20 protein-coding genes, 2 pseudogenes and 1 riboswitch are annotated in these 22,332 nt (G+C 41.8%); of the genes and pseudogenes, 17 read left to right on the top strand and 5 right to left on the bottom strand.

Annotated elements, in window-relative coordinates; genetic code table 11:
* The first annotated feature begins 22 nt into the window (after positions 1-22).
* The 16 genes and pseudogenes from BM210_RS12815 to BM210_RS12735 all read left to right on the top strand — a co-directional run bounded on the left by BM210_RS12815 (position 23) and on the right by BM210_RS12735 (position 17,571).
* Positions 23-430, top strand: a complete 408-nt coding sequence (locus BM210_RS12815; protein ID WP_091168613.1) for a MarR family winged helix-turn-helix transcriptional regulator — start codon at positions 23-25, stop codon at positions 428-430.
* A gap of 117 nt (positions 431-547) precedes the next feature.
* The gene (locus BM210_RS12810) at positions 548-1,396 is read left to right on the top strand and encodes a tetratricopeptide repeat protein (RefSeq protein WP_091168611.1); all 849 of its coding nucleotides are present in this window, start codon (positions 548-550) and stop codon (positions 1,394-1,396) included.
* Between the two features lie 34 nt (positions 1,397-1,430).
* Positions 1,431-1,510: riboswitch (ZMP/ZTP riboswitch) on the top strand.
* 62 nt (positions 1,511-1,572) lie between these two features.
* Positions 1,573-2,427, top strand: a complete 855-nt coding sequence (locus BM210_RS12805; RefSeq protein WP_091168609.1) for a bifunctional 5,10-methylenetetrahydrofolate dehydrogenase/5,10-methenyltetrahydrofolate cyclohydrolase — start codon at positions 1,573-1,575, stop codon at positions 2,425-2,427.
* 532 nt (positions 2,428-2,959) lie between these two features.
* Entirely contained in the window at positions 2,960-3,712 is a 753-nt protein-coding gene (locus BM210_RS12795; RefSeq protein WP_091169357.1) for an ABC transporter ATP-binding protein, read from the top strand.
* A complete protein-coding gene (fetB, locus tag BM210_RS12790; protein WP_091168604.1) occupies positions 3,709-4,467 on the top strand; it encodes an ABC transporter permease in 759 nt (252 codons plus the stop codon). Before BM210_RS12795 ends, fetB begins: the two co-directional genes overlap by 4 nt.
* 193 nt (positions 4,468-4,660) lie before the next feature.
* Positions 4,661-5,338 (top strand): GNAT family N-acetyltransferase, encoded by a 678-nt coding sequence (locus tag BM210_RS12785; protein WP_091168602.1) that lies wholly within the window; start codon positions 4,661-4,663, stop codon positions 5,336-5,338.
* A gap of 190 nt (positions 5,339-5,528) precedes the next feature.
* Positions 5,529-5,893, top strand: a pseudogene (locus BM210_RS36230) (helix-turn-helix transcriptional regulator); the annotation flags it as partial.
* 177 nt (positions 5,894-6,070) lie between these two features.
* Entirely contained in the window at positions 6,071-7,810 is a 1,740-nt protein-coding gene (locus tag BM210_RS12775) for an ABC-F family ATP-binding cassette domain-containing protein (RefSeq protein WP_091168600.1), read from the top strand.
* A 369-nt stretch (positions 7,811-8,179) separates the two neighbouring features.
* Positions 8,180-8,272: pseudogene (locus BM210_RS36225) on the top strand (phage tail protein); the annotation flags it as partial.
* Positions 8,273-8,504: 232 nt separating this feature from the next.
* Positions 8,505-10,058, top strand: a complete 1,554-nt coding sequence (locus tag BM210_RS12765) for an SAM-dependent methyltransferase (protein WP_091168597.1) — start codon at positions 8,505-8,507, stop codon at positions 10,056-10,058.
* A 274-nt stretch (positions 10,059-10,332) separates the two neighbouring features.
* Positions 10,333-11,769 (top strand): AcpB/EbpR/MafR family transcriptional regulator, encoded by a 1,437-nt coding sequence (locus BM210_RS12760; RefSeq protein ID WP_091168596.1) that lies wholly within the window; start codon positions 10,333-10,335, stop codon positions 11,767-11,769.
* 159 nt (positions 11,770-11,928) lie between these two features.
* Positions 11,929-12,636 (top strand): purine-nucleoside phosphorylase, encoded by a 708-nt coding sequence (deoD, locus tag BM210_RS12755; RefSeq protein WP_091168593.1) that lies wholly within the window; start codon positions 11,929-11,931, stop codon positions 12,634-12,636.
* Between the two features lie 45 nt (positions 12,637-12,681).
* Entirely contained in the window at positions 12,682-13,986 is a 1,305-nt protein-coding gene (locus BM210_RS12750; protein ID WP_091168591.1) for a purine/pyrimidine permease, read from the top strand.
* 15 nt (positions 13,987-14,001) lie between these two features.
* Positions 14,002-15,183, top strand: coding sequence for a NupC/NupG family nucleoside CNT transporter (locus BM210_RS12745; RefSeq protein ID WP_091168588.1), 1,182 nt, complete (start codon positions 14,002-14,004; stop codon positions 15,181-15,183).
* Between the two features lie 48 nt (positions 15,184-15,231).
* Positions 15,232-16,419 carry a phosphopentomutase gene (gene deoB / locus BM210_RS12740; RefSeq protein WP_091168585.1) on the top strand — a complete coding sequence of 396 codons (1,188 nt, stop codon included), beginning with the start codon at positions 15,232-15,234 and terminating at the stop codon, positions 16,417-16,419.
* Positions 16,420-16,896: 477 nt separating this feature from the next.
* Positions 16,897-17,571, top strand: coding sequence for a hypothetical protein (locus BM210_RS12735; protein ID WP_091168583.1), 675 nt, complete (start codon positions 16,897-16,899; stop codon positions 17,569-17,571).
* Between the two features lie 51 nt (positions 17,572-17,622).
* Here BM210_RS12735 and BM210_RS35660 read toward each other — a convergent pair whose 3' ends face one another.
* Positions 17,623-17,889: a hypothetical protein gene (locus BM210_RS35660; protein WP_256223562.1), complete on the bottom strand. Its 267-nt coding sequence runs from the start codon at positions 17,887-17,889 to the stop codon at positions 17,623-17,625.
* Positions 17,890-18,279: 390 nt separating this feature from the next.
* The gene (locus BM210_RS12725; protein WP_091168581.1) at positions 18,280-18,750 is read right to left on the bottom strand and encodes a hypothetical protein; all 471 of its coding nucleotides are present in this window, start codon (positions 18,748-18,750) and stop codon (positions 18,280-18,282) included.
* A 121-nt stretch (positions 18,751-18,871) separates the two neighbouring features.
* On the opposite strand from BM210_RS12725, the gene BM210_RS12720 reads away from it, so the two are divergent.
* Entirely contained in the window at positions 18,872-19,303 is a 432-nt protein-coding gene (locus BM210_RS12720) for an Lrp/AsnC family transcriptional regulator (protein ID WP_256223559.1), read from the top strand.
* A 246-nt stretch (positions 19,304-19,549) separates the two neighbouring features.
* Here the strand turns inward: BM210_RS12720 and BM210_RS12715 are convergent, their stop codons facing one another.
* Genes BM210_RS12715 through BM210_RS12705 form a run of 3 tightly spaced genes read right to left on the bottom strand, consistent with a single transcriptional unit; the run spans position 19,550 to position 22,261 of the window.
* A complete protein-coding gene (locus tag BM210_RS12715; RefSeq protein ID WP_091168577.1) occupies positions 19,550-20,245 on the bottom strand; it encodes an RluA family pseudouridine synthase in 696 nt (231 codons plus the stop codon).
* 3 nt (positions 20,246-20,248) lie between these two features.
* Positions 20,249-21,112 carry a class I SAM-dependent methyltransferase gene (locus BM210_RS12710; RefSeq protein WP_091168576.1) on the bottom strand — a complete coding sequence of 288 codons (864 nt, stop codon included), beginning with the start codon at positions 21,110-21,112 and terminating at the stop codon, positions 20,249-20,251.
* A gap of 21 nt (positions 21,113-21,133) precedes the next feature.
* Positions 21,134-22,261 carry a peptidylprolyl isomerase gene (locus BM210_RS12705; protein WP_091168575.1) on the bottom strand — a complete coding sequence of 376 codons (1,128 nt, stop codon included), beginning with the start codon at positions 22,259-22,261 and terminating at the stop codon, positions 21,134-21,136.
* Between the last annotated feature and the right edge of the window lie 71 nt (positions 22,262-22,332).

Here is a 22,332-nt window from a genome sequence, read left to right as displayed (position 1 = left end):
TAAACAGGAGTGATGAGGCAAAGTGGTAACTCAGGAGTTTGCTAAGCTGTGGTGGAAACTGTCTAAGGATTTGCGCACACATATGGAACTTCAATTATCTCCAACCTTAACGGAGGGCCAGTTGACCGTACTCGAGCTGCTCATTGGTCGTGATCGGATGAAGCCCTCGGATTTTATCGAATTTCTAGCAACCACACCTGCTGCGATAACTACTTTACTTGATAGAATGGAAAAAGCTGAGCTGCTTACTCGTTCCCGTGACGAGAAGGACCGTCGTATCGTTTGGGTGGAAGTAACAGATAAAGGCAGGGCAGAATGCTTGAGGGGCACAGAAATACGAGAGCGCTTTCTACAGCAGTACTTGAGCCGTATTTCCTCTCATAATCAGCAGCTGCTTGTTTATTTGCTTGGCAAAGTGGCAAACGCTTAACTTAGAGTAAGATGTTAGGTGGTTAATGCTTAGCTGTGTGGAGTCATATACGAAGTGGATGGTCTGTGAGTAACTGGCTGCATGAATATTGAACTTTAATGGCTGTGGAGGAACCTCATGAAAGCTCTCATCAAACCGCTTCTTGTAATCGTGGGTATAATTATTATTGTGATCATTGCATTTAATATCAGTATTTGGATCGGATTTGGCCTTATTGCTGCTATTTTCGTATTTACTGTTTACACGTCCCGTGCAAATCTTTATGCGCTGCGCGGCAGCAGGGCATTTGCCAAAGGGGAAACCCCACAAGCGCTTGATTGGTATAAAAAAGCATCTAACAGTAAGCCATGTCCAGATAAGCATCGAATTGGCTATGGGTATCTGCTCATGCGTTCGGGAGATCCAAAGCAAGCTGAACAGGTTTTTAAGCCGCTCCTGAAAGCAACTAAGAGCCGGGATACACTCGTACAGGCCCAGAGCAATTTGGCTACAGCTTATTGGCTTCAGGGCAAGCGGGATGAAGCAATAGCATTGCTCACAGACGTGCTGAAAGAATATAAAAATACGCTCGTTTATGGCAACCTTGGTTATTTTAAAATTCTTCACGGTGATCTGGAGGAGGCTTTGACGTTTAATCTCGAAGCTAGCACGTACAATGCGGATGATCTTACGATTCAGGACAATATCGCCCTGAATTATTATGAATTGGGACAGTGGGTACTGGCAGAGGAAACTTATCAGAAATTGATGCTGAAGGCACCTAAATATGCCGAGCCTTATTATTACTATGCTCAAACCTTAAGGCAGCTTGGAAAAACTAATGAGGCTATTGAGCAAATCAATCTGGCCGCAACTAAAACCTTATCCTTTGTAACACCTCTGACTAAAGAACAGATTGAGCAAGATGCATTGCGGCTGCGTGCACGGGAGACAGAGTTAAGTAGTGCGGCTGCAAATAATAGTTGATTTTTCTGATTAATAGCGGTATAGTCGTCTTCACCAAGCTATGTGTGACTGGCGGAGCATGGGCAACCATGGGGAAGCACATAGAGCAATTCGCCGTACGCCTGGGCAAAGGTAAGGAGTTCATTCTCCTTGCCTTTTTGCGTTAATACAATGCATCAGCGAAAGGATGAAGGAATATGCAGGAGAAGACACTTATTTTGGATGGCAATCAGGTATCCATGACCATTAAGGAGCAATTAAAGGAACGGGTCGAGTATTTGGCAGTGAGGTCCATTGTACCTTGTCTGGCAACGATTCTGGTAGGCAGTGATCCTGCGTCGGAAACATATGTGCGAATGAAAGGCAGTGCATGTAAAAAGCTGGGGATTGATTCACGTCGTATTTATCTCGACGAATCGACAACTACGGACAGCTTGATTGAAACGATTATTGCACTAAATAACGACCCTGGAGTCCATGGTATTTTATTGCAGCACCCTGTGCCATTCCACATCGATGAACGCGCAGCCTTCGAAGCGATCAGTATCGATAAAGATGTCGACGGTGTGACAGCAATCGGATTCGCTCAGACTGCCTTTGATTACGGCCGATTTCCTTCTTGCACACCTGCCGCAATCCTTGCTATTCTGGATGCATACCATTTACCACTTGAAGGCAAACACGCAGTCGTTATAGGTCGCAGCCCGATTCTGGGCAAGCCTGTTTCCCAAATGCTGTTAAACCGTAACGCGACCGTAACGATTTGCCATTCCAAAACACGCGATCTTCCCGAGATCGTTCGTTTAGCCGATATTGTTGTGGCCGCCGTTGGCAAACCCAAATTTATTCAAGGCGGTTGGATCAAACCTGGCGCTATCATCTTGGATGCCGGCTACAATCCCGGCAATATAGGCGACGTTGATTATGAAGCCTGCTTCCCGCAGGTCAGTGCAATCACCCCTGTTCCAGCCGGGGTTGGCCCAGTGACGATATCGATGCTGCTTAAGCACACCGTAGATTCAGCTTTTTATTCCAATAATTTGTATGTCTGAGGACAGTACACTATCAATCCAACATCAGCACCATTATTAAAGTCCATACCAGCACCAAAAGTCAAGCTTGTCCCGCAGGGGCCAAAGCGACCCGAGAACAGTGCAGTCTGCGCCATATCAGCACCAGTACTAAAGCCCGGATCAGCACCCAAAGTCAAGCTTGTCCCGCAAGGGCCAAAGCGCCCCGAGAACAGTGCAGTCTGCGCCATGTCAGCAAGAGTACTAAAGTCCGGATCAGCACCCAAAGTCGAGCTTGTCCCGCAGGGGCCAAAGCGCCCCGAGAACAGTGAACTCTGCATCATATCAGCACGAACACTCAAAGTCGAGCGTGTCCCGCAGGGACGATAAGCGGCCCGAGAACCCAGTAGTCCGCAAACGAAACAGCAGCACTGAAACCAAGCGTGTCCCGCAGGGACGATAAGCGCCCCGAGAACACCAAAGTTACGCCTACAGCAAGGGAGTCCAGAGGGCAGCGCCCTTTGGGGCCCTCCCTATAGGGAGGGTTTGGGAGGGTAAAAAAAGGATGGTAAATATGTCAATACTCCAAATTTATCAATTAAGAAAACACATCCAACAAAAAGAACAGCGAGTCCTATTTGACGACTTCACTGCTCAGATCGACGAGCCTGCGATCATATCGGTGCTGGGAGCTTCGGGTCAAGGAAAAAGCACGTTACTGCGGATCATTGGCATGCTGGATACTGCAGATAAAGGTACCGTTTGCTATCGAGGCAAGTTGTCGAATGAATGGCAGCCGAATATGTGGCGAAATAAGGTGAGTTATGTCGCACAGCAGGCCGTTATGCTGCCTGGGAGTGTAGAAGAAAATTTGCGAACGGTTAGCAGGCTGCAGAAGCAATCCTTTGATCGAATTTTGGCCTTGAGGCTGCTGGAAGCGGTACAACTAGACAATTTGGACTGGAGCAAACGTGCAGAGGATTTATCTGGTGGGGAGAAGCAGAGGTTGGCTTTGGTTCGTTCGATGCTGCTGCGTCCGGAAATATTTTTGGTAGATGAGATTACGGCTTCACTTGACGTAAGAAGTAAGCAAGCGGTTGAAGAGCTTCTATTGGATTGGCACCGTCGTGATGGGTCTACCTTCATATGGGTTACTCATGATCTAGATCAGGCGCGCCACACCAGCAGCCAAGTTTGGTTTATGGCTGAAAACAGATTGTGTGAAAATAGTCCGACAAGCGCTTTTTTCGAACGTCCAGAGACGGAGTCTGCACGTAAGTTTGTGCAGGTATCTCAGGTATCTGAAGGAATTGAGGAGCGTCGATGAGTACAACTGCGTTAGGCTTTACACTAGCATTCATATTTATTACAATATTCATTTCGATGCGTCAGAAGCTGGGTTTGGAAAAAGAGATATGGATTGGTACAATTCGTTCGGCTGTACAGCTGCTAGTGGTCGGGTATGTGCTGCAGTTCGTGTTTAATACGAATCATCCAGCGCTTCTAGTGCTGATTATAGCGATTATGATTATAGTTGCTGCTGCCAATTCAGCCAAACGGGGAAAAGGCCTGACAGGTGTGTTCTGGCGCGTAGCTATGTCCATTGGCGCAACAGAGGCCGTTACCATGGGTTTACTGCTGACGCTGCGTATTATCGAACCGAGTGCACAGTATATAATACCTCTCAGCGGCATGATTATTGGCAGTTCGATGGTAGTTTCCGGATTGTTTTTAAATCAAATGCAGATGAATGTACAAGCATCCAAAGGAGAGATTGAGGCTCTATTATCGCTTGGAGCAACTGTGAGACAGGCGATCCAGGTATCACTGAAGCGATCAGTCAAATCAAGCATGATACCGACAATTGATGGGATGAAGACAATCGGGCTCGTACAGCTTCCGGGTATGATGACAGGGATGATTGTTGCCGGAGCCGATCCTGTTGAAGCCGTTCGGTATCAGATTCTGATTGTGTTTATTTTGGCAGCCTCTGCCGCCTTATCCAGTATGATGCTGGGTCTGCTTAGCTACAAGCTTTGGTTCACTGAAGACGAGAAGCTTCGGTCCATAGACAAACGGTAGAATTAAGCGAAGTACCTCTGAACCCTATCACAAATAACGGTAAGTTTTTTTGTTGAAACGTAAAGAAGACCATTTAAACTGCTTGGGAAAGATGGTATCTTGGATACAGATTATGGTGAGAGCGAGTGATTTTTGATGATAATTAAGTTGTACAGGGAAAGGGTGAGTGTTAAACAATAGAGGAGGTAAACCTTTGTACAACCATTTAGAACTAATGAGCATTCAAGCAGGAGTTCTCTATATTCATGATCATGCTGGACGTATCACAACGATTAATGAGCCAACGAACCAGCCTGCTCCTCGATTTTTTTGGGGACAAACCGTTGCTGGCCGTATTGTAAGATTCCGCAGCGACGTACCAAATCGTTTAGTCCATGACATTCTGCAATTCATGGATCAGGGTGATTCAACCGAGCAACTTGCTAATGTTATTCGTACGTTGGAGAAGGACAGAGAAATTAGAGGCTTATGGATGGGCCCGGCTTTTACATTTCATGAAACCGTAAAGGATTACACAGGCGCCACCTTGGTTACTGAAGATAATAAATACTACTTGGAACCAGGGTTTCCTACTCTATTATCGGAACTGAAGTTTCGAGAACCTTGTTTTATGGTGACGGAAAACAAAATGGCTGTATCTGTCTGTTTTAGCGCAAGAAGTAGCAATAAGGCTGCAGAAGCCGGAGTCAAGACATTGAAAGATTATCGAGGAAAAGGTTTTGCGATGCGCGTAACGTCCTTATGGGCCCAAGCGATACGACGGTCTCAGAGGATCCCTTTGTATAGTACATCATGGGATAATTATTCTTCGCTGTCCATTGCAAAACGACTCCGTCTTCACCTTTATGGAACGGATATTTCAATACATTAAGATTTTACATCTAAAAGAAAGGCCATCCTGCGAGGATGGCCTTAAAACTTGCCGTTACGAGCAGTGCGGAGAACCCTATCACAAGTAACGGCAAGTTTTATTGTACAACTCGAATCAAGTATGCAAAAATCGCCGGTGAGATGATCAAAAGGTAAGGAGGGGGACTTCTGTGTACAAATAGAATTAAATGGAACAAATAGGCTATTCACCCTATTATTGTTCCAGACAGTTCAATCAATTAAGAGGGATGACATTGCGGGATTACATCTGGACTCGAAGGATCAGCCGTGCCGCCTTCGAGCTCTGCGACACGGATCAGCGGGTTCTGGATGTTGCCGTAAAGTATGGATTCTCATCACACAAGAGGCGTTTACACGAGCATTCAACAAGGCTTTTCAGCTCACCCCTGCAGCCTACCAAAAAGCTCCCCGACCTATTCCGTTGGCTATTCGTCAGGAGGTATTCTCGCCTTATCATTATTTGATCAAGGAGCGAGATAAGATGAATAAGGTACATTTACAACCGGCAGAGATCAAAGTCGAGTTCATTCCGGCGCTTTTATGAGGACAGTTGAGGAGGTAGCATGGAACTTTGACCCCCCCAAGGGATGGGATACAAAGGGATTGAAGTTGGTTGTAAACAGTGTTACTCTAACAACGGTAAACTCAAAATCTATGTTTTGCAATACATCTAATAATAGTTACTATTTTAGTTATAAAGAAAGGTAATACTATGATAAAAATTGATAAATTATCCTTCTCATTTCCGCAAAAAGAACTATATAAAAACATTTCATTTACGTTTGAAGAGGCACAACATTGCGCTTTTATAGGAACAAGTGGCAGTGGGAAAAGTACATTGATAGATATACTGATGGATCCAGAAAGATATATGTTCGAGGGCATGTTAGAAATAGACCCGACTTGCAAAATTGGGCATGTAAGTCAATTCTCACAACTAGACAAAACTAAAGAAACAACAGTTTTTGAATATATAGGGGAAGAATTTATTAAGATACAAAATGAAATAACATCTATTTGTACTGAAATGGAAACATCATCGGATATGGATGTGTTATTAGAAAAGTATCAATTAGCTTTAGACACATTTGATTCAATCGGTGGGGCTGATTTTGAAAGCAACATTAATAAGAAACTAAATCTAGCAAACCTCATGAAGCTAAAAAATCTTAGGGTATCTGACCTGAGTGGTGGGGAATTCAAACTTATTCAAGTGATGAAGGAAATGCTTAGTAGTCCAGACTTAATGATTATGGACGAACCAGATGTATTTTTAGACTTTGAAAACCTAAATGCGCTTAAAAATCTTATTAATTCTCACAAAGGAATACTGCTAGTTGTTACGCACAACCGATATCTATTGAATCATTGTTTCAACAAAATTATACACCTTGAAAACACGGAGATCCAAGAGTTTGATGGGCGATATATTGATTATAACTTCTCATTACTTCAGACTAAAATTGAGTTACAAGAACTCACAATCGCTGATGATGAAGAAATTGAGAGAAATGAGAACATAATCACTAATCTTAGAGCTATCGCAACTTATAATTCAGAAGCATCTAGAGGGAAAGCATTAAAAGCTAGAGTTAAGTTTCAAGAAAGATTGGAAGCGCGTAGAATTAAAGCGCCATTTGTTGATATTAAGCAACCGAATATTAACTTTGGTATTGATAATGAAATTGAAGACACCATTGTTGTAAATGTTAATAATTATAGTGTTGCCTTTGATGAGTTGCTTTTAGACAATGTTAACTTTGAGATAAAATCTACTGATAAAGTAGCCATTATTGGTTCAAATGGTACCGGGAAAACGACTTTACTCCGAGATATCTTTAAAAATAATCATGATTCAATTGAAATAAATGCTGATGTTAAAATGGCATATTTATCTCAGATTCAAGGCGAAATGCTAAAGGATTCTAATACAATACTAGAAGAATTCATCGATGCTGGGTTTAAAACTTATGATGAGATTAAAGCGTATATTTCAAACTATGGCTTTGAAGGAGAAATCGTTAATCAAAAGATAGAATCTTTATCTGGTGGAGAAAAAAATGTGCTTCAATTGGCTAAAGTTTCTGCCAGTAAAGCAAACGTATTGCTTCTTGATGAACCGACAAGCCATTTAGACACTTATACACAAATAGCACTGGAGAAAGCCATTGAAGACTATAAAGGTGCGATTCTCATGATTTCTCATGATTTCTATTCTGTTGTCAATGGTATGGATTATGTATTAATCATTGACGATAAGACGATTAGAAAAATGAGTATGCGAAAATTTAGACAGATGATTTATGCTAGTCATTTTGATAGAGACTATTTAGAAACTGAACAAAATAAAAAATCAGTTGAAATGAAAATAGAATTGGCATTAAAAGATACTGATTTTGAACTTGCAAAAGTTTTGGTTGATGAGCTAGAAAAGCTGATTAAGTTGCTTTAAATTACAACCCTCTTGATGAAATGATTACAAGAATCAATTTATTGTACTGGGAATTACGGCTACTCCGGGACCATCCAACTATAAAGTGAAGTCAGTTACAGCGAATATTGCTAAAGTGAATTAGTCCGAGTTCAACGATGAAACATGATGTTGGTGGAAAAGTATCAATAACAAAGACACTGATGGATAGAATCTCAGTGTCTTTTTACTGCATTGATTTCTTGATAGCTCTTGCCGTGGTCAGTGGTTCACTTATTATTAAAAATCTTTCTCAACACATTTTTGGCCATAGCAATCTGTTGAGGATCTTTCTCCAAGAGACTCTTGTTTTAATCCTCTTTCTTTTCTCAGGTCACGAATACGGGCGCCGACCCGAAGAAGCGGGCCGTTGGATCTAAGCTTTCTGAGGGGATGGAGATCCCACAGGAATTAGAAGAGAAGCTTAAGTCTGCCCGGCAGTAGTCTAAACTAGCGGGAACCATTAGGGGTTCGTTTTTTGTGATTAAAGGAGAATATTAAAGTAAGCAAAAGCGCAATTGATCGATTAATCTCTCCGTACAGATATGGAATGACATTGGGTACTTGCCACTTATATGGTACGATTCAATAAACATTCATTGGCTGGCATTTGAAGCGTACTCCGTAGCATGTTAATAAGGGTCCTAGTGATATAAAGAAAGCAGGTTTTTAGTGAATGGCAGAGAATAGACAACAGAGATTCCGTTTCAGCGAAGCACCTATCTGGGATTTGCAGCGGGCTTATTATGAAGAAGAAGGAATGAAGGCTTGGAATAATGACCAGGTTCCGCAATATATAACGAGCAACCCTATGATTGCCACTGCCTATGCGGAAATGATTTTCGGATTTCTTCAAGACCGATCTGGTATGGGTAATATTCATGAACCTGTTACGATCCTTGAGCTTGGAGCGGGAGCGGGGCGTCTCGCATTTCATGTATTGCAAAAACTATGCGAACTGAGAGATTATGTAAGCATTGTGCTGCCCCCTTTTCGCTATGTTATGACAGACTTGGCGTTGAAAAATGTCCTCGCTTGGAAAAATCATCCTGATCTGCAATCATTCATTCGGCAGGGACTGCTGGATTTTGCTGGGTTTGATGCCGTGCATGACACGGAGCTAAATTTGGTTGTATCTCATACAACCATCCGGCCGGGTGATCTGAAGCAACCGCTGCTGATCGTCGCTAATTATTTTTTTGATAGTATTCCGCAAGAGCTGATCTATGTGGGTGATGGTAAGATTTTTGAATGCGATGTACTCATCGAGTTTCCGGAGAATTTCAATTTACTTAAGCCGTCAGAAGCACTAGGAAAAATGACGTTGAATTACGAGCATCGGCGAGCGCCTGAATACGAAGAAGCAACATACCTGTATCGCGATGTGATCACGCTTTATCTGCAGGAGCTTGAGGATTCACATATTCTGTTTCCAGTGGTCGGATTGACATGCTTGGAGCGGCTTAGTCAGTTGTCACAGGCAGGCTTCCTGCTGATCACAGCGGATAAAGGCGACCACCGGCTGGAGAACTGGAAGATTGCGGAGCCGCCACAGTTAATTCATCACGGAAGCTTCTCTTTAACGGCAAATTATCATGCGATTCAACATGTGTTTGAGCAAAGAGGTGCACTCCCGCTCTTCACCACTACACATCATTATAAAAATATAAATGTCGGCTGTATATTCATGTTGGAAACGCCGATGAACTATGCCAACACCCGGCTGGCCTATCGGCGGTTTATCGAACGATTTGGACCGGATGAATTCTTTAGTATGAAGGAATGGGTAGATCTGCAATTCGACACGATGGGACTGCAGCAAATTTTGGCCTTTTGGCGTTTGGGCGGGTATGATGCGGAATTTTTCATCCAGGGTACGAAATACATTTCGATCCTGCTGCCGGAGGCAAGCGATGAAGAAATTCTGGATATCCAAAGAGGCATACACATCATGTGGTCATCGTACTATGCGATGGAGCAGCACTACGATTTAGCACTGGACGCTGGGTTGCTGCTGTTCGAGATGGACATGTACGAGGACGCGAAGTTATTCCTGGAAACATCTGTATATACAGACGATGAAGAGCCTGTATCGACTGTCTTATACTGTCTGGCTATATGCAACTACGAGCTTGGGCATGAAGAGGCAGCATTGGAATACCTACGCGCGGCGCTGGTTCTGGAACCTGAGCATGAAGAGGCCTTGGCGCTGCTGAAATGCTTTGAGTGAAGGGAGTAGCCTTAGTTAGAGCTATGGGCTTGAGTCAGAAGATGTTTGTTGAAGGTAGGCGAACGAATTCGACGACTACGAAAGGCAAGGGTGTTGGATTGGGAGCAGAACAATAATATGCGTTAATGAATACAAGAAGGTTTGCAGTTTATGTAACGGGCTGCAAGCCTTTTTCCTGTCTGGACTAAAAGCAGGTTGCGTTCGAGGCTTGTTCGAATCACGGTAAATTGAACATACTATAAACATCAAAATTAAATTGAAATAGGGTGGGGAAATGGATAAGGGATTTAAATTAACTAGCCAACTATTAACGCTGCTTGATGCAGAACAAAGATGGTTTATCTTAGCCGAAGTTGAAAAAAGTTTAGGTATCTCAGATAAAACAATCCGCAAGATGGTTGAGGAAATCAGCAAGCAATTACCCCCTACTGTAACTATTGAAGTTTCTAGAGGGAAGGGAATCGTTCTTCGACGTGATGGGCGAAGTGAGACGATTAGTGAAGTGATTTCTTCTATGTTCAGACAGACCATCTTTTATCGGCTGATGAATATATTGTTTACGAATGTTGGCCGACTATCCGTGGAGGAGCTTGCCGCAGCCATGTTTATGAGTACCTCATCTTTGAAGAAACTGATTGTGCAATTAAATAATAATGATCTAAAAGCATATAAGCTAGGCATTACGCATTCGACACCTATGATCAAAGGGAACGAAATGAACATTCGATATTTTTATTGGAAGTTATATTGTGATGCGTATGAGTTTACAGGATGGCCCTTTGAGAAAGTCGATTTTGCTTATATAAATCATTTAATCACAACTATAGAGAATGAGAAGAACATTGTTTATTTTATCAATTCCAAAAGGAAATTATCCTTTTTGTTGGCCATTGTTATAGAAAGAGTAGCTAAAGGGAAATGCGTGAAAATCGACGGAAATAGTTACCTCTGGGAAAAGGGGATGTTTAATTTGCCAGTGAAAACCCTTGCGAAAAGTCTTGAAGAAAAGCTCTCCCTTGCATTTCCCGAAAGTGAACTATTCTTTATGCAATCCCTGGTTAGTCTCAGCCAATATCATTATTATGAAGGCTCAGAAATAACGCCAATTAAAGAAGTCGAATTACATAAAGATAAAGAAGAATATCAAATGGGTAATCTGCTGCTAACATTATTGGCACAGGTATACCCCAACTTGGATATGGAAAAACGACTTATATTGGAGGTATACGGATTCTTTGACAAGTTATTAATCGATAATGCAATTCCTGAATGGATGATGATTTCCAAAAGTAATTTAACGACATATGTTCAACAGGAATGCCAGCAGATTTATCAAGAATTGCAAACCTGCATGCAAACGTGGAATAAAGCTTACCCTTCCGTCTTGTATAATGACTTTCATTTAACAAAGCTAACCTTAATGGTTCGTTCAAGTTTACGTTATAAATGGAAGCGGGCTTTCTTAGTGATTGGGGAAGAATTTTCAATTCGTCATTACATAGCGGATTTGATAAAGAAGGAAATTGGGGATCAGTTGATCCTTAATACTTCCATAATGAAAGGGCTAACTGACGAAATGATGCAGCAACATCATATTGATTTTGTCATTAGTAATATCCCGGTTGCATTAAAGACAGTGCCTGTTGTTATTATCTCTACGATCCCATCAAAAAGGGATTTAGACAACATTCGTAAAGAATTGCTTTTGTAATTTGACCAATTATTTTCCGTACCCTGCGTAAGATTTTGGTCTAGTTTTTTACAATGAAAAATCTTATGCTCAAGGTAGTTCCGGAACTGATTTTCTTTACGGCAAGTGGAAGCGATTTAGGTAAGCCTGAGTTTAAGATTAAAGGTTGGAGGAAGAAATATGAGTAGGCATTTAGGCGCAAAAAAAGGAGAAATAGCGGACCGCGTTTTGCTTCCAGGAGATCCTTTGCGTGCAAAATTTGTAGCAGAATACTTTTTAGATAAGGCTATTTGTTATAACGAAGTAAGAGGCATGTATGGGTACACTGGATTATACAAGGGCATGCCGGTGTCGGTTCAGGGGACAGGGATGGGAAACCCATCGATGAGTATCTATGCGACGGAATTGATCGTCGATTATAACGTTAAGAAATTGATTCGCATAGGTACATGCGGCGCAATGCAGGAAGAAATTAATATCCGTGATATTATATTAGCCCAAGCCGTATCTTCAGATAGTAATATGACGGAGAAGATCTTCCATGGCTGTAATTATGCACCTACGGCAGATTTTTCAATGTTAATGAAAGCGTATCAACAAGCACAAGGTGGAAATGCAAATGTCTTTGTTGGCAACATCTATAATTCTGATGAATTCTACCGCGAAACCTTAGATCGGCTTCACAAGTTTATGGATTTTGGAGTATTAGCGGTAGAAATGGAAAGCACAGCCCTATATACTTTAGCCGCTAAATATGGTGTGAAAGCACTATCGATTTTGACAGTGGGCAGTCAATTGTTAAGACAGGAACATTTAACTCATCAAGAAAGTGAACAATCTTTTTATGAAATGGTCGAAATAGCTCTTAACACAGTCATTGATGGCTAATTTATTACTAAGAGTACTGGTGTAAGAAAAGAGAGAGGAAAAGAAATGAAGGTAATACTGTCCGGATTGCAGTGGATGATTTTTATGATCGCAGGTGCAATTGCTACGCCAATTGCTATCGCAGATTTATACAACTTAACACCCATTGAGACTTCTGGACTCATCCAGAGCACAATGATTACTTTAGGGATAGCTGGATTTTTACAAGGCTTGATCGGTCATAAATTCCCTATTCATGAAGGTCCGGCAGGGTTATGGTGGAGCATTTTTACCATATACGCAAGTTTAGTGGGGGTATTATATTCTTCTCACAGTGCTGCTCTACAGGCTTTAAGTGGAGGAATGATCATTAGTGGTGTTTTATTTATCCTCATTTCAACATTTAAGCTAATGGATAAAATCGCCCGTCTATTTACACCAACTGTCACTTTTATATATTTGCTCTTATTGATCTTTCAATTAAGCGGTACTTTTATGAAAGGGATGATGGGGATTACATCAAGCCACACTTTGTTAGATGTTAAAGTGTTCTTGCTCAGCGTGATTGTGATTTGCATTACCTTTTGGTTAGGGAGCAGCCGCTTTGTTTTACTGCGCCAATTTTCAGTAATAATTAGTATATGGATAGGTTATTTATTATTTATCATTTGCGGCAATATGCCGGTGATTTCACAGGCGGATACTCTATTTAAGCTGCCGGAATTATTCCCTTTTGGAAGGCCAAGCTTTGACGGTGGGACAATCACTACTGCTTTTTTACTAACACTGTTATTAATAACCAATGCGCTTGCATCCATTCGGCTGATGGAGACCGTTATGAAACAAAAGCAAATGGATAATAACCGTTATTTGCGTGCTGGGTTTATTTCTGGGCTTACGCATTTAATTAGTGGCTGTTTAGGGGGGATTGGCGCAGTGCCTATTTCAGGAGCGGCGGGATATGTGGAACAAACAGGGATGAGGGAACGCAAATCGTTTTTAATTGGATGCAGCTTAGTGATCTCTATTTCTTTGTTTCCGCCAATGATGAACGTAATATCAGGTATTCCAGCTCCTATAGGCTATGCCGTTACATTCGTCATTTTTGTGAAGATGGTTGGATTATCTCTGAAGGAATTGAAGAGGGTTATTCATGAAGAGCGAACTTATATCGTTAGTGGAGTTTCCCTTTTAGTTGGTGTGGGCCTAATGTTTATCCCTTCATCATCCACGATAAATTTATCTCCGATCGTGATAGCCATTATAAATAATGGGTTAATTTGCGGAAGTCTGTTGGCTATTATTTTGGAACAAGGATTAATGTGGAAAGATGGATTTCGATATGAGGATTTCAAGAAAATGAACCGATAATTTGGAGGGATATTGATGCATTATTTAATTTCTGTTGCCGGTCTTATTATTGTTCTATTACTTGCATGGCTTGCGAGTAACAACAAGAAGAAGATCAAATATCGTCCAATCATTGTAATGATTGCTATTCAGATTGTTTTAGGCTTGCTAATACTAAAAACGAGCATAGGCGAATTTTTAATTAAAGGTTTTGCCAATAGTTTTTCGAAATTACTTCAATATGCCAATGAAGGTACTAACTTTGTTTTTGGTGGGATTGCAAATGAAGGAGCCCATAGCTTTTTCCTTTATGTTTTAATGCCAATAGTTTTTATGTCAGCATTGATAGGGATTTTGCAACATTACAAAATATTGCCGTTCATTATAAAGTATATTGGTCTGGTACTAAGTAAAGTAAATGGCATGGGGAAATTGGAATCTTATAATGCAGTTGCAGCCGCAATTGTAGGACAAAATGAAGTATTTATTTCTGTGAAAAACCAACTTGGATTATTGCCAAAGCATCGCCTGTTTACATTATGTGCGTCTGCAATGTCGACGGTATCCATGTCAATTGTTGGTTCATATATGACGATGCTAGAACCTAGGTATGTAGTGGCTGCATTAATATTAAACTTATTTGGCGGATTTATCGTTGCATCCATCATTAATCCGTATGAAGTTACAACAGAAGAAGATATTATTGATGTTCAGGAAGAGGAAAAACAAACGTTTTTTGAAATGCTGGGCGAATATATTATGGATGGCTTTAAAGTAGCCATAGTAGTTGGGGTAATGTTAGTTGGGTTTGTTGGGATAATTGCTTTAATTAACGGGGTCTTCAGCGGCATATTCGGTATCTCGTTTCAAGGAGTTTTAGGGTTTGTTTTTGCACCAATTGCCTTTATTATCGGTGTACCATGGAATGAAGCTGTTACTGCGGGCAGTATTATGGCGACAAAGCTTGTTGCGAATGAATTTGTTGCTATGCTTGACTTTGTTAAAATTCAAGGCGGTTTAAGTGGGCGTACTACAGCTATTGTCTCTGTTTTTCTAATCTCATTTGCTAACTTTGGGTCCATTGGTACAATCGTGGGTGCAGTAAAAGGATTGAATGAAAAACAAGGGAATATTGTTGCTCGCTTTGGATTAAAGCTGTTATTTGGCGCCACACTTGTAAGCGTATTATCTTCCATAATTATCGGTATCATATTTTAGTTGAACCACTTCTCTTTTGAGTACAACTAGCATAGAAGGAGTATCAACATGAAACAAAATCCTCGATTTAAGCGGATTTTTATTATCGTTATGGATTCTGTAGGCATTGGCGAAGCTCCAGATGCGAAAAAGTTTGGTGATGCAGGATCACATACATTACGGCATATTGCGGAAAGAATGAACGGGCTGCATGTTCCTGTTTTGTCTAAGCTAGGGTTAAGCCATATTGATCAAATACCAGGGGTACCCAGAGTAGAGCAACATTTAGCTTATTTCACCAAAATGCAAGAGGCTTCGAATGGGAAGGATACGATGACCGGGCACTGGGAGATTATGGGCCTACGAATCGATGTTCCTTTCAAAGTGTTCCCTGATGGATTTCCATATGAGTTAATTAACGAATTAGAGCAAAGAACGGGTCGAAAGGTTATTGGGAATAAGCCAGCTAGTGGTACAGCTATTCTTGATGAACTTGGACAAGAGCATATGAACACTGGTGCACTCATTGTCTATACTTCAGCAGATTCAGTGATTCAGATTGCGGCTCATGAAGAGGTTGTTCCTTTGAAAGAGCTGTATCAAATCTGTGAAATTGCTAGAGAAATTACTTTACGTGACGAATATATGCTAGGAAGAGTGATTGCGAGACCATTTCTCGGACAGTCTGGAAATTTCGAGAGAACATCGAACCGTCATGATTATGCCTTGAAGCCTTATGGAAGAACCGTGATGAATGAGCTGGAGGATGCTGGGTTTGATGTACTAGCGATTGGCAAGATCTCAGATATATATGATGGCGAGGGTGTTACCAAGTCTTTGCGCACAGTGTCTAACATGGATGGCATGGATAAACTCATGGAGACAATTCATACTGATTTTACAGGACTTAGTTTCTTGAATCTTGTTGATTTTGATGCACTTTATGGACATCGTAGAGATCCGATCGGGTATGGGAAGGCGCTAGAAGAATTTGATAATCGATTAAATGAAGTTCTTGCGGAGCTGAGTGAAGATGATCTTCTCATGATTACGGCAGACCATGGTAATGATCCCATTCATGCTGGTACAGATCATACCCGTGAATATGTTCCTTTACTCATCTACAGTAAGAGTTTCACTGGACAAAGTGAGCTACCCGTAAGTAAGACATTTTCGGATATTGGAGCAACGGTTGCAGATAACTTTAATGTAACAATTCCACAATATGGACAGAGTCTCCTACAGGAACTTAAATAAACTTAACTTAATTTGATTAGAACCAGGATACCTAACTTTTATTTGGTGAAAAGGTATCCTGTTTTTCTGTAAAATGGAACTATTCATTTGTGCGGAGGCATCAACGGTTATTATGAATGTTTTGAAGCTTGACCCGAATTGAAAAGACTTTTGGATTACTTGAATTAATACTCACTTTGATAAGGAAACAATGCACTCTCAAATAAAAATGAGGCATTATTTGTAATACCCTTTCGCCGCTAGGGTGATACGGTTAACCGTATCATAAATGACGGCTAAATTTTTGCTGTCAACAACTGAAGAACCTACACCTGAGCTGAATCTAACGATTTTTAGCTCCTTTTTGGTTTAGAATTGATAATACGATACGAAATTCACGAGGGGTAAACGATACATTAAACATAATTGTTTTTTATTATCCATACATGGTAAGCAACCATGTATGGGTATGATGAAAAGATTGGGAGGTGGCCTTCGATGAAAAAGAACTGGAAGGTTTTGATTACTGCATGTGCCGGGTTGGTGATTTTATCGGGATCTGTTTTAGCTGCAGCAACTGGTCCACGGATTTTTATCAATAATGTAGAATTTGCCGATAGCGCCTTTAAGCTGAATATGGACGAAGGGACAGCGATGGTATCCTTGAGGTCCATAGTAGAACAGTTCCGTGGAAAAGTGACTTATAAGGACAACATTATCTATGTGACTATGCCCGAATCGTCCAATTTGTCTATGCAAGTGAACAGTCTGGAGAATGCACTGGAAGCTGAGTTTCCGGAAGAAGCGGTTCAGACATGGATCCGAGGTGTGCAAAAGAGAAGCGGTGCCATGCAGTACGCTGTCTTATCGCCCGATCTCCGCCAAGAGACCAAGCAGAAATTCGAAGACAATTTCTGGGTAACTGGTGGCTCCAGCCCTCATATGGGAAAAGTCGAACAATTGCATACCAAGGAAGTGTCACCGGATAAAGTCCAAGTTTCATTTGATTATCCGCTGGTGGTGACGAATGAAACAATTGGAGCCGGGAGTGCCTCTGTTATTGTTGAAAAGATAAAACGGGAATCGTCTAATTACTGCGCCATTTCGGATATTGGTTTGAAAGACCCCGGAGATACAGGGATCATGATCGGGGCGAAAAAGCTTGGAAAATAAGTGGAAATGAAATGGAAGCGACGCGATCAACGCCGTGATACAGATGTTATTTCAAAAGCACTCCCCCCCAGATTGCCAACAATCTGGGGTAATAGGGTGGCGACCAAGGTTTTGCATCAACGTGTTGGTAGCAATAGCAAGAAGAAAGCCCCAAAAGGAGCTGTGTGACTCACATGAATCACCGTCTCGTATTTGCAAGAGTCCATTGGTTGCCTCCCCCCGGATATAAGCGCCGTCTTTAATAATTTCCGTAGCTTTTTCAATTCCAACAACAGCTGTAATTCCGTATTCACGGGCTGAATAACGGTTCTCCAACAATGCGCTAAGTTCCTCCAGCGTAAAATAGAATACATCCTCTTCACGCCGTAATATACCTTTTCCGACAAGGATACGATTCTTCGAGAATAGTTGCGTTTGTATACATACACAAGCTTAACTAGTGTGAATTTGTGATGCTCCCGCATACCCATCAGATTACGATATAGCTTTACTAAACGGGATATCCTTCTTTTTTCAAGAAAACCAAATTGCGAAACAATCTCTTTTCCCGCCTCTTCTGCCTTAATTTCACCTTGTTAGGTATAAATGCGGTTTTAATGCAGCAGAACAATTACTAAGTATTTGGGGCTGTGAAAGAAAAGACTATTGATTGATCTCAATAGTCTTTTTTACACTTTGTAAGTGAATTTCAGTGACCCGTCCTATAGGTTATTTAGCCTTCTCAACACTTAGTTCTTTCGAAACACCAAATCTTTCAGAATGGTTGTTTTCAGCTAATACGAGCTTTATTGTGTTCGTACCTTCCTTCAAATTTTGAAGAGGATAAGGAGATGTATCCTTTATGGGGCCTACCAACTTACCATTTAGAAAAAAGTGGATATGTCCTTCTCCATCTACCGGAGCCCCTTCATAATGTTCGCTAGAAAGCTTCAAATTTGTATTAACTTTCAGGTAATAGTTGTCGTTTTCTTTATAGGTGGAAGCATTAAGCGAATATTTGGTTTCTTTATTGGGGATGGGACTGGCTGGAGCAACTTTTTCCGGCTGTGCGGTGTGCGGTTCATGTGCAGAGGCATTTGTCGCTGTGGACGTTTGATTGATCGGACTCGTTGAATTGTTTCCACAACCAACCAGAGCAATGAACATTATAGAAAATAAAATCAGGTATCTTGTTTTCACTTGTATAACCTCCATGTATAGGTAATAATTGTATATCAGGGATCCCTTAAAATGATTCTAACCTATACACCCTTGTTCTTACATACATCCATGAAAGAGTTCTCTCCATATTACTTTAGCGATGAAAGGGTGCTCTAGATTGATTGATCACATCGATATGGAAATAATAAGGTGTTTACAAAATAACTCAAGAATTCAATGGAAACAAATTGGGGAAGTAGTCCACATGTCTGGGGTGGCTGTAGCTAATCGAATTCAACGTTTAGAGGAAATAGGAGTTATAGAGGGGTATACAGTCCGGTTAAACGAAAAATTGCTGGGGAACATCTACTGTATTTTTATAATCGTTATGATGAAGGACTTTAGGCATAAGAAGTTCCAAGAATTTATTCAGGAACGCGATGAAATCAAGGAGGCCCACCGTGTTAGCGGAGAGCCGTGCTTTATTTTAAAAGTCCAAGTGGCTGATCATAACCAACTTAACAAACTCTTGGATGAGATCCTTGTCTATGGCCATTATAAAATCAACATGTCTATTGGGCAGTATAAATAACTGCTGAATTTTTCGTGCTTATATTAAAAAGAAAAATCTTGCCGTTTCAGACAGCGAGGTGAACCCTATCACAAGAACCGGCAAGTTTTTCGTGTTTTTTACAATACGATAAAATTCAAAACCCCTCCAGCCTTACTCATTGAGAGTTACTGAAGGGGTTTTAAATTACATAGTTATCTCTTATGCACGAAGGCTAAAGTGATAGTACGGTAATGTTGGATGTATTTAGATGTATTTGACTCTTACCTATAATTCGAACAAAGACCACGGAAAAGCAGCTTGTGGAGGTTTTGAGCTAAAGCTCAAGGCTTCTTTGGTCGTCGGGTGCTCAAATCCAAGCTCCGTCGACCACAGCGCGATTTGCTGCCCAGGCTTTGTCAGATGAGCCCCATAGCGCTGATCACCGATAAGCGGGCAGCCAATGGCTGCAAACTGGACACGGATTTGATGCGGCCTACCCGTATGCAGCTCCACACTGACTAGTGTATGACCTTCCCGATGACCTATAACCTGATAATCGAGAATCGCTTCTTTAGCTCCTGCCACACTGGAGGATACAACTGAAACCATGTTGGTTTTGGTGTTTTTTAATAAATAGTTACGCAATGTTGCTTGCTCCTGCTTGGGTTTGCCGTGAATAACAGCTATATACCGTTTGCGGATGGCTCTTGTCCTTACCGCATCTGACAGTCTTGAGGCAGCTTTGGACGTTTTGGCAAATACCATAACGCCGCCTACTGGGCGATCCAACCGATGCACCAGACCAAGGTAGACATTCCCTGGTTTCTGATGACGGTGTTTCAGATCCTGCTTGATGAGGGTTAACAAATCCGGATCATGGGAATCATCCTCTTGAGTTGGTACATTAACAGGCTTGATTACGACAATAACATGATTATCCTCGTATAAAACGGGAATCGATGATAGAGCTTTGCTAGACAAAGGCTATGCCTCCCAACGTCCCAATATACCGCATGGCAGCATAAGCTTGGACGCTGTAATCGGAAGTCCGATTTCACCACATGTGATCGTTCCGCCGTGTGCTTTTCCCATGGATAAAGCGAGAATATTTTTAAGCACCGTAGCTGAAATTCCGGTTGTGTAGGAATTGATCAGCATAAATAGAGGTCTGTTGGACATAATGCCCATACAAGACTCAACAAAAGGAAACAGATCCGTTTCCAGCTTCCAGGTCTCGCCGTTCGGTCCGCGTCCATAGGATGGCGGGTCCATGATGATGGCATCATATTGACTGCCGCGCCGCTGCTCGCGCTGCACGAATTTAAATACGTCATCGGTGATGAAACGGACAGGGCGATCACTAAGTCCAGAGAGCTGTACGTTCTCCTTGGCCCATTGGACAACACCTTTAGAGGCATCGACGTGACATACTTCCGCACCTGCATAAGCACAAGCTACCGAGGCTCCGCCTGTGTAGGCAAACAGGTTTAATACCTTGATCTTCCGTCCGGCACCCTGTATCTTGTCAATCATCCATTTCCAATTGGCGGCCTGCTCAGGAAACAGTCCTGTATGTTTAAAGCTGGTCGGTTTGATATGAAATTGTAATTTGTCGTATGCGATTGTCCAGCGCTCAGGTAATTGAGTACGCTGCTCCCATTGGCCGCCACCGCTTGTACTGCGATGGTAATGAGCATCCGCTGTTTTCCAGGGAGCTGTTTCTTTGCCGAGCGGCCAAATAATTTGTGGATCGGGACGGCGTAAAATGATGCTTCCCCAACGTTCGAGCTTTTCACCGTCGCCTGTATCGATTAATTCGTAGTCTTTCCAATCATGTGTTGCAAACATGGATGTACCTTCCTTCGGTGATTATGATTTCGGTAATGAGATGGACTTAATTAAGCTTGGTAATTCCGTTTCGTTGAATTTTTTATTGAGGTCCGTAAGAAGCTGCTGTTTAAACTGCTCCTTTGCTTCCTCGTAGGAGATAGTACTGCGGGATTCAACCCGTACAAAATGGTAGCCGAATTCAGTCTCAATCGGTTCACTATTCTTATTTAGGTCCAGTGAAATGACAGCTTGCTTAAAACCATCAACCCAATTAGAAACCGCTGCATCAGCATATAGCCCGCCGTTATCTTTAGATCCAGGATCTTCTGAGTACTGTTTGGCGAGTGTCGCAAAATCTTCACCACTGTTCAGTTTATCCTGAACTTCCTTGACTTTCTGATCGATGACTTCCTTGCTGCGAGAATTGCCTTTCGCATCCGTATTGCTAATCAAAATGTGACGTACCGATGCTTTTAACAGACTTTCATTGTTGCTGCTCACCTGTTGATCATACAAACCTTTAACGCGCTCTTCGGTAGCTTGAGATTCCAACGCGGAATGGGAACCAATGATCAGTTCTACGTAGCTGCGCACATCGGCTGCAGTCAAACTGTTTTTGGACAGGTCTTGACCAGTGGAACGAAGAAATTCGTTGAGCTCAATCACTTGCGCATCCACGGTTTCTGCTATCGCTTTCTTGCTCTCTTCACTTGCACGGCTCAGCAAAATTTGTTGACCGATCAATCTCTTAAGATTGTAGGTTCTGTAGCCCTCATCTTTATCATACTTAGCATTTTCAGGGTTAAGTAAACGTTGGAAGGTTAAATAGGTTTCAAGTGCGCCCGAAGTAACTTCTCCCCCTTGATAGGTTGCGACAATGGCGTTCAAATCGACTTTTTTGCCAACCCAAATCGTTTCGGTGTCACCGTCATATTGTACTTCTTTACCTAATGCTTCACTGACAAAACGCAGCGGCACATAGGTGGTCCCATTATAAATAAAACTTTCACCCTGCTCGGCTGTTGGGGATTTCCCATGTCCATCAAACATATATTTGATGTTTTTAAAATATACTTCTATTTGTGTCCCGCTGGCGTAGGCGATCGATCCTGTCAGCATAACGCCGAGCGATAAGCCGAGTACAAGCCCTTTAACCTTATCATTCATTCTTATTTTCCACCTTTCTAAGTGTAGCTAGAATATATTCCACTTTAATCGTCAAAATCCTGCTTTTTTGG

The sequence above is a fragment of the Paenibacillus sp. 1_12 genome (assembly GCF_900114475.1).
Classification (GTDB): domain Bacteria; phylum Bacillota; class Bacilli; order Paenibacillales; family NBRC-103111; genus Paenibacillus_S.
Note: the sequence above shows the minus strand (reverse complement) of the source record. Positions and strands in the feature narration are given on the sequence as shown.

What these genes read in the sequence shown, in the direction of transcription:
- BM210_RS12810 (WP_091168611.1), top strand. Translation starts at nt 548, where the DNA reads ATGAAAGCTCTCATCAAACCGCTTCTTGTAATCGTGGGTATAATTATT.
- BM210_RS12805 (WP_091168609.1), top strand. Translation starts at nt 1,573, where the DNA reads ATGCAGGAGAAGACACTTATTTTGGATGGCAATCAGGTATCCATGACC.
- BM210_RS12795 (WP_091169357.1), top strand. Translation starts at nt 2,960, where the DNA reads ATGTCAATACTCCAAATTTATCAATTAAGAAAACACATCCAACAAAAA.
- fetB (WP_091168604.1), top strand. Translation starts at nt 3,709, where the DNA reads ATGAGTACAACTGCGTTAGGCTTTACACTAGCATTCATATTTATTACA.
- BM210_RS12775 (WP_091168600.1), top strand. Translation starts at nt 6,071, where the DNA reads ATGATAAAAATTGATAAATTATCCTTCTCATTTCCGCAAAAAGAACTA.
- BM210_RS12765 (WP_091168597.1), top strand. Translation starts at nt 8,505, where the DNA reads ATGGCAGAGAATAGACAACAGAGATTCCGTTTCAGCGAAGCACCTATC.
- BM210_RS12760 (WP_091168596.1), top strand. Translation starts at nt 10,333, where the DNA reads ATGGATAAGGGATTTAAATTAACTAGCCAACTATTAACGCTGCTTGAT.
- deoD (WP_091168593.1), top strand. Translation starts at nt 11,929, where the DNA reads ATGAGTAGGCATTTAGGCGCAAAAAAAGGAGAAATAGCGGACCGCGTT.
- BM210_RS12750 (WP_091168591.1), top strand. Translation starts at nt 12,682, where the DNA reads ATGAAGGTAATACTGTCCGGATTGCAGTGGATGATTTTTATGATCGCA.
- BM210_RS12745 (WP_091168588.1), top strand. Translation starts at nt 14,002, where the DNA reads ATGCATTATTTAATTTCTGTTGCCGGTCTTATTATTGTTCTATTACTT.
- deoB (WP_091168585.1), top strand. Translation starts at nt 15,232, where the DNA reads ATGAAACAAAATCCTCGATTTAAGCGGATTTTTATTATCGTTATGGAT.
- BM210_RS12735 (WP_091168583.1), top strand. Translation starts at nt 16,897, where the DNA reads ATGAAAAAGAACTGGAAGGTTTTGATTACTGCATGTGCCGGGTTGGTG.
- BM210_RS12720 (WP_256223559.1), top strand. Translation starts at nt 18,872, where the DNA reads ATGAAAGGGTGCTCTAGATTGATTGATCACATCGATATGGAAATAATA.
- BM210_RS12710 (WP_091168576.1), bottom strand. Translation starts at nt 21,112, where the DNA reads ATGTTTGCAACACATGATTGGAAAGACTACGAATTAATCGATACAGGC.
- BM210_RS12705 (WP_091168575.1), bottom strand. Translation starts at nt 22,261, where the DNA reads ATGAATGATAAGGTTAAAGGGCTTGTACTCGGCTTATCGCTCGGCGTT.